The organism is Adlercreutzia muris, from assembly GCF_008831045.1.
Classification (GTDB): Bacteria; Actinomycetota; Coriobacteriia; order Coriobacteriales; family Eggerthellaceae; genus Adlercreutzia; species Adlercreutzia muris.
Genome location: NZ_WAJS01000043.1, coordinates 1 through 15,847, shown reverse-complemented (window position 1 = coordinate 15,847; position 15,847 = coordinate 1). Strand labels below are relative to the sequence as shown.

Below are 15,847 nucleotides of genomic sequence, written 5' to 3'. Positions count from 1 at the left end.
ACCGCATCCCCATGCCGCAGTGTCGGTCCTGCAAGGGCCATTCTCATACTCAGCTGAACTGTTCAGCTGAGTGCGGAGGAATCCTCGCTCTGGAAGGGGCCGTTCGGCTAACCTCGCAAATTGACTCCTCTTTAAGGATTGCGAGTTCACTTTGCTTCTTTTCGTCCATTTGGTCCTCTGCTATTGCTGTGGCAAGCGAGAAAAGAATAATACTTCAAGATCAAGGTGCGAATTGGGGGCTCTCGTGCTTGCGCTATGCCTGCCGGATACTCGGGCTCTGTTAATCTATAATAAGCAAACGATATGTTCGCTGGATTTGAAGGACGATAAATGGGTATTTCTGAGAACCAGTTGAGTGCAGACGATACGAGCATGCATCAGATTCGCGAGCAGCTAGCAAGTGCAGAAATCCATCTTGCCGTGACGGACATCGAAGTTGATACTAGCAACTCTTTCAGCCTTCCGCTCGATCAGGTGGCGGCTTTGGGTGTTGGATTTGGTTCACTTCCGGCAATGTTTCGCTCTGTTACGACGACGATCAATATGCCTACTTTGTTGCAGGCTACAGATAAGGCTGGAAATCTTCTTGACATATCGCGTCTCAATAAAAGTGTCGGCGGGCTAATTGGTTCTTACAACGAACCAGGCTTGGGGTTGCAGCAGGCTCGTTTTCAGGCGATCGATCCCGGCACGATCCAGTCTGTGGCCACGATGCCCTATGACCCGACGATGCTCTTCATGGCGGTCGCGCTCGCGCAGATCAACCAGAAGCTTGATGCCATCCAGGATACTGTCAACGAGATGTTCGAGTACATGCGCCAGAAAGATAAGGCTGAGCTGCGGGGTAACGTGAAGACGCTCGAAGACGTGCTTGAGGCATATCGCTATAACTGGAACAACGATATCTGGCGCAAGAATGCCCATATGAAAGTCGTTGATATCAAGCAGGAATCCGAGCAATCCATCATCCACCTCCGCGCGCAGATAAGAGCCAAAGTGAACGAGAGGGGCCCTGTGGAGTTGCGCCTGGCTGTAGGCGGTCGGCTCGATGAGGTGCTTGATCGACTGAAAGAGTACCAGCTGGCAACCTATACGTATTCGTTCGCAGCTTTCCTGGAGCCTATGTTGAGCGAGAACTTCGACGAAACAAATCTGAATGCAATAGCGGCAAAAATTAGTGACCATGGAAACGAGTATCGCAAGCTGTACACCGAGTGTTACAACGCCATCGAGGAGAGCTCGAAGGCCTCGGCCGATGCGGTGGTGCTCGGGGGCGTGTCCGCGGCATTCACTGGACTAGGCGCCCTTATCAAGCAGACGCCCCTGGGCGATCTGGCCCCCGTTGATGAGGCCCTAGAGGAAGCAGGCAAGGGGGTCGGCGATTTCAACGAGGGTCAAACGCGTGCCCTCATGGAGAAGCTGCAGCATGCGAAAGCCCCCGACATCCTTCCGTTCAAAGGAAGCCTAGAGGCAGTGAACGACCTGCACAATCGCCCACACCAGCTTGCTGCGGATGGGGAGAACGTCTATTTGCTGTCCTTATGCGATTGAGGGCCGTGTAAGTGTAAAAAGATGATCGGATGAAAAGCTTCTCGAGAAAGGTTGTTGACTGCATTTCTCTGATATTGTCAAACAGGGACCCCGGTCTCGCCATGACGATGCAGAAGACATGTTCAGGTGGGCGCCAGGGATGGTGGCGAACTTATAAACAGATGGTTTCGTTCAGCTAGCTAGCAAAAAGCCTTGCCGAGTTTCCGGCCGGGCATATAATTGCATCGGAGATATTTGCTTTAGAAGGGATTCTGCGGTGGGCCACGATGCAAGCGCGTCACTGATTGGCTACATTTATCAGCTGCGCTATGCCTTGAAGGTGCTGCTTAGCTCCGACGATCCTGAACGGGTCCTGGTTTTAGAAAAATATGATGATATCGCTATTTTTGATGGCCATCAGCCAACTCGGTTTATTCAGCTCAAACACCATAGGGGTGCATCGGGCTCATTAGCGGATCGTAGCACGGATCTCTGGCGCACGATAGCTTCATGGATAGATTCTGTCGCGGATAATCAGAACTTGCTAGCTCATGCGGTCTTCTCTATCGTGACAACAGCTCAAGCTAGTGAAGGAAGTATTGCTGCGATGTTGAGGCAGCCAGTCACGCGGGATAAGGCCGACACTGTGTATAACAACCTTCATGCGATAGCCTCAGAAGGGGGAAACAAGGAGCACGCGAGCTTTTACAAGAAGTTCATGGATGCTGATTCTTCTATAGTTAAGTCAATTATAAAGAGTACTCAAGTATTTGATAAACAGCCAGACATAGAGGATTGTGCGAGAGAGATAAAGCAGCTCCTTCATTTTTGTTGTGCTCCGCAATTTGTAGATGATGTATTTAGCCAGCTCGAAGGGTATTGGTTTGAGGAGTGCATATCTGCGTTAAGCACCCAAGGGTACACTTTGCCGAGCCGGGGACGTGTTTTATCCGAAATAAGAAGAATTGCTGAAGGATTTGCGGAGGATAATCTCCCCACTGATCTTGATGATTTGCAAGTTGAGGGGTTGGTGCTGAGCGATGACGGAAGTAAGCTGTTCCAGCGTCAACTGAATGCTATCGGGGCCGGAGCGCGTCGAATTGACTTGGCAAAAAAAGATTACTATAAAGCCTCGGTTCACCGTTCAAGATGGCTCCAACATGGGAGCTTGCTCTTGCCGGAAGAGCTTGACAGATATGACAGCAGATTAGTTGATGAGTGGGAGCATCGTTTTGCTGCCATGGAAGACGATCTTGGGCAGGGAGCGGATGAAGACGATAAGAGAAGGGCCGGTCAGGCTCTTCTTAGAGAGTTAGAGAAGCTCAATTGTCCCATCAGAGAAAAGTGCACACACGCTTTTATAATGCGTGGGAGCTTTCATATTCTTGCGAATATACCAAGAATTGGCTGGCATATAGATTTCGAAACTCTTTGTTCAGAGGGAGAAGGGGGTGAGTTCGATCAATAAGTGGGAGGATAGGGCTGAAGAGGTCGCCTATCTGCTGAATCCTGCATTTTGCGGAGTGGTGCTGTGTCAATTTATCGAGACGTACCAGCAAAAGAAAGAGGGTTCTGTGCCGGTGGCGCTGCTTTATATTGTGCTCCCGCTGGTTTTATTTCCAGAGGCGCGATCGTCGATTTCCGATAGAAAAAAATTTGCAAATTGGGCATGCGAGAATCAGAGAATAGTTCATCTGTTCGCGAAACGAGCGAGAGCTCTAGTGTTTGCAGCGAGCGAGGCGATTGAGCTCCTAATGGCATGCGGTGTTATTGCTGCTGATGAAGATGGAGAGTTTCGCCTAGTTTCGGATAATGTTTTGAGGCGAGCAAGGAAGCGGAATAAAGGCGAATTACATGAGTGCGTGAAAAAAGCCGAGCAGGTGGCGAACTGGTTCGCTCGGACTTCGTCGGTCTCGGCGGTGTATGCAACACTAGGGGTGAGACCTTAATGCAGATTTCGAAATTAATACTGTACGGAGTCAACGGGCAGATGCGGATTGTGCATTTTGAACTTGGCCGCATGAATATAATTACGGGAGACTCGAAGACGGGCAAGTCCGCAATCGGTGACATTATTGATTATTGTCTGGGCAGTTCAAAGTGCAGTATCCCGGATGGCGTTATACGCGAAACAGTTGCATGGTTTGCTCTCATCATCGACTTCGATGGTGAGCAGGTGTTTGTTGCAAGAAAGTCTCCAGGGGCATTGCAGCAAAATAGCGAGATATATAGTTATGATGTCATTGTCGATGACCGCATTCCACGCAATTCAGATGAAATCATGTCGAATATCAGCAAGGACTCCTTTAAAAAGAGTCTGAGTTCTAAAGCTGGTATTGGGGAGATGCAAGGGATTTCGGGAGCCTTGGGGTCTAGGACATCGTTTCCCATTTCGTTGAGGCATGCAATGTACTATTGTATGCAGGGGCAAAACGAAATCGCCTCTAGAAGTATTTTGTTTCACCATCAAGATCGAGATTATGCGACAAGGGACATAAGGGAGACCCTTCCTTATTTTTTAGGAGCTGTGCCGGAAGATGTTGCCCTATTGGCTGATGAGAGACGCAGTTTGCAAAGAAATCTGGGAGTTGTTCTCGAAAAGCTGGAAAATGAAGACAGTACACGGGATGCTGGGTCGGAGGGAGCCTGGGGTCTCATTGAGGAAGCGTGCTCTGAGGGGATGATTTCCAGGGGGGAATCGGGGAAGAATGGGGCCAAGTTGCATGAACTCATTCAGGCGATTGCGCGGTGGGAGCCCGATAGCACCAATGGTCTGTCCGATATAAATCTGATAACACTTCAGAAACAGCTTGAGGAGTTGGAGCTCGAACTCTATGAGGCGACTACGCAGCGATGTGAGCTGGAGTCGAGCATCGAGTTGCTCTCCAAATTCGAGAGCTGTTCAGAAGAGAAAGCGGCTCGTTTAGAGTCGATAGGGTTACTCGAGGCTTTGCCCTATGATCCTGATCGCTGTCCGTTCTGCCACGAACAGTTGCAAGAGAGAATTCCGAGTTTCGAAAAAATGACTAATTCCGTGCGAGAGCTTGATAAGGAGTTAAGCTCGGTGAGAAAAAACAGATCGCGCCTTTCTGGGGATCTTGCTCAGGCGGTGAGCGTTGAGGAGGAGTTGCGTCAGCGAGCTGTGCGCGTGAAGGAGCAAATTGAAGGTGCGTACGAGTCGGTCGAGGCTCTTCGTGGGAAAAGGGATCGAGATTTCAGGAAGGCTCTGATAGCGGGCAGGGCGACAAGTTGGTTGAAGTCTCATCCGATCGATCATGTCGACAGCACGATGTTGGATCACTCAAAGGTTCTGAAAAAAAGAATAGATGAAATCAATGAAAAAATAGATGAAGGTATAATCCAAAGCAAAGTTGGTGATGCTCTGGCGGCAGTGAGCAGGGATATGACTGCTTGGGCTAAAGAGCTTGATGTTGAACACAGCGAGAGCAATTACCGATTGGATATTGGTAAGGGCATTCCGGTGATTGATCTCCCGGAAAAGACAATAGATTTTAGCGCTATTGGAAGTGGCGGAAATTGGGTTGGGGTTCACCTGGTCACATTGCTTTCGCTGCACAGACTATTTATCGAAAGAAAACGTCCTGTGCCGAACTTCCTGTTTCTTGATCAGCCGTCGCAAGCTTTCTCTGGAAGTCGGGAGGGCGAAGACGTCTTGGCGGTGGCAAAGATATACAAGTTTTTGCAAGAGCGTGTTCTCAAGGAAGAGGGAAAGCTTCAGATAATTGTGGTCGATCATGCACGACTAGACGAGGACAATTTTGCTAGCTCCATAGTTGAGGAATGGAGAAAGGAAGGACCGAAACTTATTCCACAAGATTGGATATTCTCACGTTTTGGCGACGACTGAAAAGTCTTGAGTTAGTGGTAGTAGATTTTGAAAATCCGAGCAGTAGCCCCTCTTTCCTTCGTGTATCTTTTATATGGCTGCTGCGTTTTTGGCGGTAGTAAGGAGTTTAAGAAAAAGTCATTGTGATTTATGCGCTTTGAATTTTTTGGATTCACGCGTGTAGTGAGCGCGAGTATGTTGTCTCTATCAGCTCTCGTGGCCCAAAAGTATCAATCTCAAATCGGACTAGTGGGACTGTTGAATGTGACTGTTGGCGCCTGGTATGGTGGTTGCCATCGAATGGTCGGCGCGAGGAAGAGGTGGTCGCGTGGAATTTACATCGGCTAGTGCTAACAAGTATCTGCGGCGGTTGCAGGATGAGAAAGATCGGCTCCTGCGCAGCGAGCAGGAGGTGAGCACCTATGTGCTCGCGGAGGGGGAGGCGGCCGAGCCTCCTGCCTACGACTACGGGGCCGTGCGCGAGAAGGTGGCGCAGATCGATGCCGAGGCGCGGGCCATTCGCCATGCACTGCACCGGTTCAACATGCAGACGGTTCTGCCCGAGCGAGGCATTAGCATTGACGAAGCGCTTATCCTGCTCGCACAGCTTTCGGGGCGGAAGGACCGACTGAATTCGCTCGCTTCGCGGCAGCCTCGGGAGCGCCTGGGTGACCGGTACTTCGGTAGCGGCAACGGGCCCATCGAGTATCGGTACGCGAACTACGACGTTTCCCAGGCGGAGGCAGACTACCGCGCCGTCGCCGACGAGATCGCCGCGCTGCAGCTTGAGCTGGACCTGGTCAACCAGACGGAGGTCTTCTCGGTCGAGCTGTAAGGGCTCGCTTGTTTTCCGGATCTGCGGCATTTCCCCGCAAAGGATACTTTGGAACGTTGCGGTTTCGCGTTGGAGTTGTCGGGTAGTTCGTTGTCGGCAGTGCCGTGCGGTTTTAGCGTTGGCGTCTTGCCGGAGGCCCTGGCTTCTACCCATTCCGCCGCAGATCGAAAGCTTCGGGCGCCTCCCCGCGAGGCCGCCCGCGATGCCGAAGCACGGTCATAGGCATCATCTATCTTGATGAAATCGGCAAGCACTTGTGTTTCGATTCGTCCGTCCCGCCCGCAGTAGGGAAGCGCGAGGGCAGAACGACTTTTGCGCGTTTCGCAGAAGCTATGCTTGCCGAGCAAGCTCTAGAAGTTTTGCAGTTTGCTCATCGGTCAACTTGGTAATTGCCCCAGTTCTCGAGATGAAAATGAATTCTCGGAATTGGTTTATGCTTACGGGCTTATCGAAAACTTCAATGTCGGATATGGGGGCGTAGTAAATGCTGCTCCAGTGCAGCCCGCTGTTTCGAGCATTTTCATCGACAATAACGTCGCCGCTAACCACACCCTTGGCAAAGACGCACCCACCAATTCTTCGGTAAAGTTCTTCTCCGTGGTCAAGCGCATCGGCAATGGTGTCGTACGCGTCTGGGCGACTGTCGAACCCTTCCGATTGCAGTTGTCGCTTTAGGCGTCGAATTGTATCTATGGATGTTTTGGAGTGCATGAAGAAAACAGTCTCGCCTTTAACGGCATCCTTGGGAACTGTCCATTCGGTGTTGCTTTCTGTAAGTATCTCCTCAACATGGTAACGGCCGACTTCATTTACAAAGAGCAAGACCTCTTCAAGGCTCTTGGGGAATGCGATATTGGTTATAAAGGCGGAGGCCACTGGTTTCTCCTTCTTCGCTAGTAGGAAGGTTGGTGAAGATCAAGCGCTCTGCGTTCGCGGTTAGCTCTTGCGGATCAGGATCTTCGAGTCTTCTATTTTACATTGGATTCTGCTTGATGGCTTATTATGGTCATAACTTGAGATGGGGCTATTGAGAGGTCTTGAGCATGATTCATATTGAAAGCGCGGGGACGATTTTCCGGAAGTTGATGGGCTGCTTTTGGGTGACGTACCTGGCCAAGGCTCTTCTGCTTGTGGGAGCGCTATTTCTTTTTGCCAAGATGGCACCCTCTCTGCCGCCGTTGGCGGTGGGATTGTTCTGGGCGTTGCTGAGCGCTGCCGCTTCACTCGGTTTTGCGTACCAGGTTGTCGTAAGGAAGACGTATAAGCAGTGTGCCCTCGAAGAGGGCGGCAGGCTTTTTAGGCTTAACAATGGACGTGCTTTCTGGTTAATCGCGGGGTTCATTGTCTCGGCCATATGTGCGATGGGAATCATTTTCGAAGCTCCGAAGTGGGATGGCGCAGAGTGGCTCATGGTTCTGTTTTCGGTTCCCCTGTACGCAGGAGTCTTTGCTGTTACGAAAAAGGCGCTGAAGGGAGAAATGAAGCGGCCTTTTCTGACTGCGCGGCTTATAGCGTGGAGCTGTGGCGCTGTTGGCGTGCTGCTCTGCGCTCTATTCGCGGTGCTTGTTTTCATGCAGCCTGCGGCAACGTTCGAGAGCGCAGACGCAGCCTTCTTGGCGGCGGAGCAGCCCTTCTCCCAGTCGCCTTCGGTGCTTTTGTCTGAAGCGGGGAAATTGACGGCGCTGATCGATGGCCTAACAACTTATGGTGTGGCAAAAACGGCGGAGGTGTCCTTCCCCGGCTATGTGATCGCGCGTTTGATTATTGCTGCATCGGCCCTTTTTGGCGTTGCGGGCTTGCTCGGGTTTTGCTCGCTTAAGGGGTCGGAATTGAAGCGAGTTTTCTTGCCGCTGGAAAACCTGGGAGAGAAGGACGTCCATCGTTCGATCGTGAGAAGATATGTTGTGCTTGCCGCTGCGCTGCCTCTTTGTCTGACGGCTCTGTTCGCTGCTGCCGATTTCAAGGCTGCGGAAGTGTCGCAGATGGGCGAATTCACCATGGCTGAGAAAGTCGTGCGCGATCAGGTTGGTATAGCGGCTTACCTTATCGATGGTAAGTACTACGACCAGCTTGCGGTCGAAGAGCTGGTGGGGGAGATGAAGGGGAGATCCGAGGAGCTTTTCGGAAAGCTTGAAAGCGAAGTTGTTCCGCTTGTTAACGCCTCGTTCGATGCCCGTCTTACAAACGTCGATAGCTATCTAGATTGGTACTATAGCCTTCCCGCAGACTACGAGCGTCTAGGCAACCTGATCACCGGCTCCGTCGAAAGTTATGCATCAGAGCAGTTTAAGGCCAAGATTGAAGAGGGGATCGATGATTCCCAAATTAGCGGCAAGCTCGAAGAGCTTTCTGGGCAAGCGGAAGCTCTCAAGACCGAATTTGAGACCAGATTGGCGGACTGTGAGCTGAGCGATGCACCCACGTGGCTTTTGACGGCTCAAGAAATGTCCCCAACAGATCTTTTCTCGGGACCACTTGGGCCGACGGAAAAGCTGCTTGAAGCGCCAGAACGTTTTGGCGTGAGTGCTGCGGCTGGTATGGCGGGTGGCATACTTAGTAAAAAACTGGTAGAGAAGGTGCTCAAGAAGGAGTTCTTTGGCAAGATCGTCGGAAGGATGTCCAGCGCACTGGCAACGAGAGCCGCTGGAGGCGCTGCAGGGGCAGCAGCCGGATCGGTGGTTCCGGGTATAGGAACTATTGCCGGCCTTGCGGCAGGCACAGCCATTGGCGTTGGGGCCGACTATGGCATGCTGAAGCTCGATGAGGCGCAGAATCGCGAAACTTATAAGCAGGAGATCATTGACGCCATTGAGGAGCAAAGGGCCGAGGTCCTCGCTTCCTTGCAGGATGATAAGTAGGAGGGGGCCCGCTGCAACCCGCTCCAGGTCTGAGGAAGGGGCGTGCTGGTTAGCAACTCTGCTCTATTGCTCAATCCGCTCAAGATCGCTAAAACAAATCAAGGACGCTAAAAGAAATCAAGATTGCTAAAAGAAATCAAGGATGCTACGATCTCCCTGTTGCGTCGGGCGAGTGGCGGGAGATTGTCGTGGCAGATAAAACCGAGGGCATCCAGCAGGGGACGTTCAACCCGTTTACCCCTGAATTTGGAAAAGTGCCTGCCTATTTCGCCGGCCGAGAGCAGGTGCTCTCGGATGTCCTGAGCGCCTTCGAAGAGCAAGCGACAAACCTCTGCGCTCTGTTTGTCGGTCCGCGCGGCTGCGGTAAAACGGCTCTTCTCACATATCTCGGCAACGAAGCGTCTCGGCTTGGGTGGGTGGTAGCCAATGTCTCGGCAACGTCGGGGATGCTTGAAGATATTGTCCAGCGTACCGAGGAGTCGGCCTCTCATCTCATTGCGACCTCGTCCGAAAAGCGTCTTACGGGTGTGAACATCGCGGGCCTCGGAGGGGCGACGTGGAACCCGAGAGGCGAATCGGAAGCGAATTGGCGCACGCGCATGAATGGCCTTTTGGACCGTTTAGGTGAAGCGGGCGTCGGCTTGCTGATTACCGTTGACGAGGTGGATGTGTCTCTCGACGAGATGAGCCACCTGGTTTCGACATACCAGCATTTTGTGCGCGAGAACCGCAAGGTCGCCCTCGTGATGGCGGGGTTACCGTTCCATATAAGCTCGCTTCTCGGCGGCAAGAACACGCCGTTTCTTCGCCGAGCCCAACGCTTCGATCTGAGCTCCTTGGCGCCTTACGAGGTGGAAGAGGCCTTTCGCCTGACGGTTGAAGAGGGCGGCAGGCTTATCAACGAAGGGGCATTGACCGAAGCGGTTGAGGCTATCAACGGATTTCCCTTCATGCTTCAGCTTCTGGGCTATCGAGCATGGCGCATGCATCCCGACGATGCTTTCCTGACTGTCGAAGACATTCGCGCCGGTGCGCAGAGGGCTCAGCGTGAACTGGAAGATCGCATCTTCGACGTTACCTACGCAGAGCTCTCCAAGGCGGATAGGGCGTTTCTCGCGGCCATGGTGCAAGACGAGAAGGTCACCAGTCGCGCTGATCTGATGGGGCGACTGGGAAAACCTTCGGGGCATATTTCCACGTACAAGAAACGGCTTGTGCAGAGCGGCGTTATTGGTGAAACCCTCAACGGCGATTTTTATTTTGCGCTGCCCGGTTTCAGGGAGTACATCGCGGGCCGGGAGTAGCGTCTCGGCCGCCTTGGGCGCGAAAAGGGCGCAATACCCGCAGTGCCTTTCGCGGCCCCGTAATGAACATGGGCAGGCAGGCCGTGTGCCTGTATGCGGCGTGCTGTTCTTGTGGTACCCTTTTCGATTATGGGATCAGTCATCAATGCGTATATAGCTACTTTCAGCGGGAGCTTCGATGTGGCCGTGCTGGTGTGGCCGTTGCTGTCGCTGCTGCTCAGCGTGCCTGTGCTGGTGGGGCTGTACCGACGCGACGGATGGCTGCCGCTTGCGACCGTGTTCGCCGTGTACGCGAGTATTCTCTACGCCGCCGGCCTTGTGTGCTTCACCCTGTATCCGCTGCCCACGGGCGATTCGGGGCCGGGCATCACGTACGGCATTCCGCCCATTCTCGATCCGCTCAACTTCGTTCGCGACATCGCCGAGGGCGGTGTCCGCGCGGTGCTTCAGCTTCTGTTCAACATCGTACTCTTCGTGCCGCTCGGCTTCATTGCGCGGACGCTTCTGAAGCTGAGGCTCCCGCTTGCCCTGGCACTATCCTTCGCCGCCACCTGCCTTATCGAGACAGCCCAGCTCACGGGTCTGTTCGGGGTGTATCCCTTCTCATACCGCACCTTCGACGTGGACGACATTCTGTGCAACACGCTCGGCGGTGTGATCGGCTGGGGGCTGGGGCATTTGGCTGTGAAGCTGACTCAGCGCGAAGCCGAGGTGCTGCCGCCCGTTACCCATCGTCCTGGCTTCGTCCGGCGCGCGGTGGCGCTGTGGACCGACGCTATGATCATCGACGTATGCTCGGTGGTGCCGCGCCTGATGGTCGTGATCGGCCTGAAAGTGCTCTTGGGCGATGCCTTCGACGAGGCGATGCTGAACCGCATCAACGCTGTCGTCTGGGTGGCTTGCTACATCGTCGCCTTCGCGGTGGTGGAAGTGGTCGTGCCCTGGAGGTGCGACGGCAGCACGCCGGCGGGTCTGTTCTACCGTATGTCGTGCGAGACGCGGCAGCGCGCCGGTGCCGCGCGCGTCGCCTTCTACGCGCTGCGGGCGGTCGCGTTGCTGCTCGTGCTCGTGTGCCCGCAGTACGCGGTGCTGCCGCTTGCCGTGTTCTACCTGGTTGCCCGCAAGATGCCCTACGACTTCGTTCCCGGAGCGGTTGCGGAGCCTGCGGGCGAAAGGGCCGCGCAGCCGGCGCACGGCACGGCGGATGCGCTGGCCGCGCGGGGTGCGGAAGGCGTGGAAGGCACGGAAGATCGCGAGCTCTGCCTCTCCTAGCTGCTAGCAGTTTCCCACGTAGACGTGCTTGAGGTGGCGGCGGGCTATGGCGGCCAGCTGGCGCACGGTGGTAAGCGCTGTGACGCGCCCGTAGTTGGCGTCCACCACCTCACCGCCGACGGCAACGCGTCCGTGGCAGAGCCCTGTCTGCCCCTCAGCCAGCTGGCATGCGTGGGGGCAGATGGCGCACGTGGCGCGCCTCGCACCCAAGCCGCCCATAACGGCCTAGCCCTTCTGCACGGGGCGGCGCAGGGAAGAGGCGACGGCGCGGCCCTTGGTGCGGGCGGCGCCCATGACGGCGGTGGCGCCTCCGAAGTCGAGTCCGGTGATGATCTTCACGAGCTGCAGGAACAAGATGAGCACGAGCAGGGGAATGAGGCAGCTTGTCACGATCATGACCGCCAGCGTGTCGATCATGGTGTTCAGCTGATCGCCCAGGCTGTCGAGCGCCTGCTGGGCGCCTTGGGTCAGGCCGTTCCACCCGTCCTGCACCGCGTTGGCGATGCCGCCGAGCAGTCCCTGGTCCTCCTGGGGAGCGGCCTGGGTGTTCTCCTCCAGCTGCTCGGTGGCCTCCTGGGCGGCGGCGCTGGCGGCTGCGAGCGACTCGTCGAAGGTGGCGTCCACGTTGTCGGTCAGCCACACGCTCACCGGCACCACGAGCGCCAGGGCGAGCCCGAAGGCCGCGAGCTTCGTGCCGAGCCGCTGCAGGTTCACCCGCGTGAGCGTTCCCCGCCGCAGGAACACGGCCACGGCGAACAGCGCGCAGGCCACCGGTATCAGAATGCCGAAGCCGAGGAACCCCAGCGTGGTCAGCAGGAACTTCTCCAGGTAGATCACCGCGAGGATAACCATGAAGTACGAGCTGAAGTCCACGAGTTTGTCGGCGATGGGCGTGCCCATGTCGTTGGGCAGCGCCGAGATGGCGGCCGAGGCGGCGGTCGTGGTGGTAGCGAGCACCATGACGTTGCCCTTCTTCTCGTCCAGGGTGCCGATGATGCCGGTGTAGGTTTCGGGGTTTGAGGCGATGTTCGCGAACACGATCAGCGAGACGAGGGCCACCGCTGCGAGCACGGCCGCGATGATGGCCTTCTCTTTCAGGGGCCGCTCGGGCGCGGGCTCCGCCTCAACGACGACCAGTTCCTGGCCGGCCTCCACGGTCACGGTGCTGAGCTGCGTCGAATCCATGGGAAACTCCTTCTCGTCGAATGCTTCCGACGAGGGTACCGAAGCTCTAGGCTTTATGCATCGTCGTTGCGGGCTTTGATTTCGATTTGATACCCTTCTGGTGCCGCTGCCGCGCAATGCGGCCGAACACCACCGCGCCCACGAAGGTCACGGCCAGGATGCCGATGGCGATGAGGAGGGTGTGGGAGAACCCGGAGGCGTAGGCGTCGGCCTTCGCGATGCCTTGGGCCATGAGGCGGTCGGTGTCGGCGGACATGATGCCCACGAACAGGGCAGACCCCACCGAGCCGGCGATCTGCACCAGGGTGGAGTGGATAGACGATCCGTGGGCGTAGATGGCCGGCGGCAGCGAGGCCAGATCGGCCGCCTTCAACGTGGGGAAGACGAGCCCCACGCCGATGTAGGCCGCCCCGGCGCATGCCATCATGGGGATGACGAGCATCCGCGCCGAGGCGAACTCCATGGCCACGTAGCCGCCGAGCAGCACGAGGAACCCGAGGGGCACGAGCGGCCACACGCCATGCCTATCCTCGATGCGACCGCCGAGAAAGCACGCGCCGGCGTAGCACAAAATGGGCGCGCACAGAAGGCCGCCGGCGGCGAAGGCGGTGCAGCCCGCCGTCCCCTCCAGGTACAGCGGCACGAGCAGGCTCATGTAGATGGATCCCATGTACCCGAGCATCATGAGCACCTCGCCGAACACGAACCGCCCGTGGCGCAGCGGCGCCAGGTTCAGCAGCGGGTGGGCAATGGCGAACTGCCGCCACGCGAACAGCCCAAGGCCTGCGGCGCCCGCTGCCATGCAGAGTACCGACGGCAGCACGGTGCGGGTCACCTCGTTCAACCCGAAGATGAAGGCAGCCAATCCCGCGAAGCTCAACACCACGCTCACGATGTCGATGGGCCGGTCCTCGCGGGCGTAGATGTCGTGCAGGAAGAAGAACCCGAGCCCAAGCAAGATGGCCGACATCGCAAGGGGGATGGCGAACAGCGCCCGCAGCCCCAGGTAGGTGAGCACGAGGCCCGAGAGCAGCGGCGCGAAGGCGAGCCCCACTCCGATGGCTCCGCTGTTGATGGCGAGTAGGGTGGCGCTTTTGCTCCGCGGCGCCAGGGTGAGGATGACGCTCGTGACCACGGGGAAGAACAGCCCTACCGTGAGCGCCTGGATGAGGCGCGCGGCCAGCATGGCGGGGAAGTTCCACGCCACCATGCCGAGGAGCGAGCCGACAAGGGAGGTTGCGTAGCCGAACATCATGACCTTGCGGATGCCGAACCGCTTCAGAAGCGACGCGGCCATGGTGATGACCGTGGCCGCCACGATGGTGAACCCGAGCACAAGCCAGTTGGCCTGCGACAGGCTGATGTGGAACTGGGTGGCCGTGGCATCCAGCGCGATGTTCATGAGCGACTGGTTGAACGACGCCAGAAGGTTGCTGCCCAGCATAAGTGCCATCATGGCCCACATCGCGCGCCCCGTGGGGATGGCGGGCGATACGGCATCGCCGTTCGCAGGAGCGGCTACGGGTGCGGCAGTGCGTCCCGCAGAGGTGCGGTGGCGGCTGCGGAAGGGATGGACGGGAGCGGGAGAGGTGGTGTGGGACATAGCGGCGCACAAAGCTTTCACGAGAAGCGGCGTCGGCAATCGCACCGCGCCGCAGGGGATTTTTCCTCACTCTACCCCACCGCCGCTCCGCTGCAACGCCTCTTCGCTGTCCCGTAGCGGCCCCGATGCCAAAGGGTAATCTCATCTTCTCGCCTGTGACCGCTCAACGATTCGGTACAGCCCGCAGGATCAGGGGCGACACTTCGGTTGTCGTGGGACATAATGAAGTTATGACAAGGTAAAACCAAAAGCGGCGCCCGTGAGGCGAAAGGAGTCGGCGTGAGCGAGAAGGCGACGAAAGCAACCGAATCAACCGAGACGAAGCCCAGCATCCTGTTCATCGTGGGCTCCCTGCGCAAACAGTCCCTCAACGGGCAGCTCGCCCAGGTGGCGCGCACGGCGCTCGGGGAACGTGCGACCACCTCGGAGCTCGCCTGGGCCGATGTGCCCGTGTTCAGTCAGGACATCGAGTTCCCCGCGCCCGAGGCCGTGCGCCGCGTGCGGAAGGCCGTGGCCGATGCCGACGCGCTCTGGATTGTCTCGCCCGAGTACAACCACGGTGTGCCGGGCGGGCTGAAGAACCTGATCGACTGGCTTTCTCGTCCCGTCGGGCCGGACGAGGGGGCGGTCATCGAGGGCAAGGTGGCCACAGTCAGCTCGGTGGCGGGAAGCTCCTGCGGCCGCTACGCGCAGGCGGCCCTTCTCCCCACCCTCGACTTCTTGAAGCTGGAGCTGGCGGCATCTCCCTTCACGAGCGTCGCCTTCGACCGGGAGCAGTTCACGACGAGCACCCTGGCCATCACCGAGGGGCTGAAGGCCGATCTCGCGCACCAGGCCGCGGCGCTGCTGGCCAAGCTAGATCGTGCCTGACGGAACGAAGGTGCCCGATGGCGCGGGAGTGGCCGATGACGCGGGAGCGTTCGGGACGCGTGGGCGGCGGCACCCGTTGGCGCCGCCGCCCCGTATCGGACTGCGGAACGAGGGAAGGCGATTTACATGGAAGAGCGCATCAAGGCCGAGGAGACCGAGAAGAACCTTCGTGAATGTCACGAGGTGCAGCAATGCGAGGCACGCCCCCGCGCGGCGTGGGAGCCGGTGCCGGCAGGGTCGTTCAACGTGTTTCTGCTGTTCAATCTCGAGGCGGCGTGGGACGAGGGGCACTGCATCCTTGCCCTCGGACCGGTGGGCGGTCCCTTCGAGACCTATTCCTACTACCGCCACAGCACCAAGCTTGAAGCGCCGGGCATCATGGCGTGCCTGCGCGACCCGATGACCTTCGCCGCGCTGGGATATAGGAACAAAAGTGTGTAAGATTTTCCTAGGTTTCCCCAGTTGAATCTTCGATTCTTGAGGCTCCGAGTTGTCTCCGTCCAACTCTCTTATAGGCACAAAAGTGTGTAGTGATCCCTCTTG

14 protein-coding genes are annotated in these 15,847 nt (G+C 56.8%); 10 read left to right on the top strand and 4 right to left on the bottom strand.

The annotated features are described in order from the left end of the window. The first annotated feature begins 330 nt into the window (after window positions 1–330). From F8D48_RS10475 to F8D48_RS10455, 5 genes are all read left to right on the top strand, one after another. Complete coding sequence (locus F8D48_RS10475) at window positions 331–1,551, top strand: hypothetical protein (RefSeq protein WP_151431888.1); 1,221 nt, start codon at window positions 331–333, stop codon at window positions 1,549–1,551. Between the two features lie 256 nt (window positions 1,552–1,807). Continuing rightward, window positions 1,808–2,998: an ABC-three component system protein gene (locus F8D48_RS10470; protein WP_151431886.1), complete on the top strand. Its 1,191-nt coding sequence runs from the start codon at window positions 1,808–1,810 to the stop codon at window positions 2,996–2,998. Then, complete coding sequence (locus tag F8D48_RS10465; RefSeq protein ID WP_151431884.1) at window positions 2,982–3,479, top strand: three component ABC system middle component; 498 nt, start codon at window positions 2,982–2,984, stop codon at window positions 3,477–3,479. Before F8D48_RS10470 ends, F8D48_RS10465 begins: the two co-directional genes overlap by 17 nt. Further along, window positions 3,479–5,398: a DUF3732 domain-containing protein gene (locus tag F8D48_RS10460; RefSeq protein WP_151431882.1), complete on the top strand. Its 1,920-nt coding sequence runs from the start codon at window positions 3,479–3,481 to the stop codon at window positions 5,396–5,398. Before F8D48_RS10465 ends, F8D48_RS10460 begins: the two co-directional genes overlap by 1 nt. A gap of 307 nt (window positions 5,399–5,705) precedes the next feature. Then, window positions 5,706–6,212: a hypothetical protein gene (locus F8D48_RS10455; protein WP_240806318.1), complete on the top strand. Its 507-nt coding sequence runs from the start codon at window positions 5,706–5,708 to the stop codon at window positions 6,210–6,212. 330 nt (window positions 6,213–6,542) lie between these two features. On the opposite strand, the gene F8D48_RS10450 is transcribed toward F8D48_RS10455, so the two are convergent. Next, window positions 6,543–7,088: a hypothetical protein gene (locus tag F8D48_RS10450; protein WP_151431878.1), complete on the bottom strand. Its 546-nt coding sequence runs from the start codon at window positions 7,086–7,088 to the stop codon at window positions 6,543–6,545. A 167-nt stretch (window positions 7,089–7,255) separates the two neighbouring features. On the opposite strand from F8D48_RS10450, the gene F8D48_RS10445 reads away from it, so the two are divergent. From F8D48_RS10445 to F8D48_RS10435, 3 genes are all read left to right on the top strand, one after another. Continuing rightward, window positions 7,256–9,070 (top strand): hypothetical protein, encoded by a 1,815-nt coding sequence (locus F8D48_RS10445; RefSeq protein ID WP_151431876.1) that lies wholly within the window; start codon window positions 7,256–7,258, stop codon window positions 9,068–9,070. A gap of 188 nt (window positions 9,071–9,258) precedes the next feature. Further along, entirely contained in the window at window positions 9,259–10,374 is a 1,116-nt protein-coding gene (locus F8D48_RS10440; protein ID WP_205717383.1) for an ATP-binding protein, read from the top strand. 129 nt (window positions 10,375–10,503) lie between these two features. Further along, window positions 10,504–11,646 (top strand): VanZ family protein, encoded by a 1,143-nt coding sequence (locus F8D48_RS10435; RefSeq protein ID WP_170272803.1) that lies wholly within the window; start codon window positions 10,504–10,506, stop codon window positions 11,644–11,646. Between the two features lie 3 nt (window positions 11,647–11,649). Here F8D48_RS10435 and F8D48_RS10430 read toward each other — a convergent pair whose 3' ends face one another. Genes F8D48_RS10430 through F8D48_RS10420 form a run of 3 tightly spaced genes read right to left on the bottom strand, consistent with a single transcriptional unit; the run spans window position 11,650 to window position 14,434 of the window. Then, on the bottom strand, window positions 11,650–11,865 hold the full coding sequence (locus F8D48_RS10430; RefSeq protein ID WP_151431872.1) for a hypothetical protein: 216 nt from the start codon (window positions 11,863–11,865) through the stop codon (window positions 11,650–11,652). Window positions 11,866–11,871: 6 nt separating this feature from the next. Further along, entirely contained in the window at window positions 11,872–12,831 is a 960-nt protein-coding gene (locus F8D48_RS11710) for a hypothetical protein (RefSeq protein WP_170272802.1), read from the bottom strand. Window positions 12,832–12,877: 46 nt separating this feature from the next. Next, window positions 12,878–14,434 carry an MFS transporter gene (locus tag F8D48_RS10420; RefSeq protein ID WP_151431870.1) on the bottom strand — a complete coding sequence of 519 codons (1,557 nt, stop codon included), beginning with the start codon at window positions 14,432–14,434 and terminating at the stop codon, window positions 12,878–12,880. Window positions 14,435–14,713: 279 nt separating this feature from the next. Here F8D48_RS10420 and F8D48_RS10415 point away from each other — a divergent pair, with 279 nt between their 5' ends. Beyond that, complete coding sequence (locus F8D48_RS10415; RefSeq protein WP_151431868.1) at window positions 14,714–15,304, top strand: NADPH-dependent FMN reductase; 591 nt, start codon at window positions 14,714–14,716, stop codon at window positions 15,302–15,304. A gap of 126 nt (window positions 15,305–15,430) precedes the next feature. After that, the gene (locus F8D48_RS10410) at window positions 15,431–15,745 is read left to right on the top strand and encodes a hypothetical protein (protein ID WP_151431866.1); all 315 of its coding nucleotides are present in this window, start codon (window positions 15,431–15,433) and stop codon (window positions 15,743–15,745) included. The last annotated feature ends 102 nt before the right edge of the window (window positions 15,746–15,847 follow it).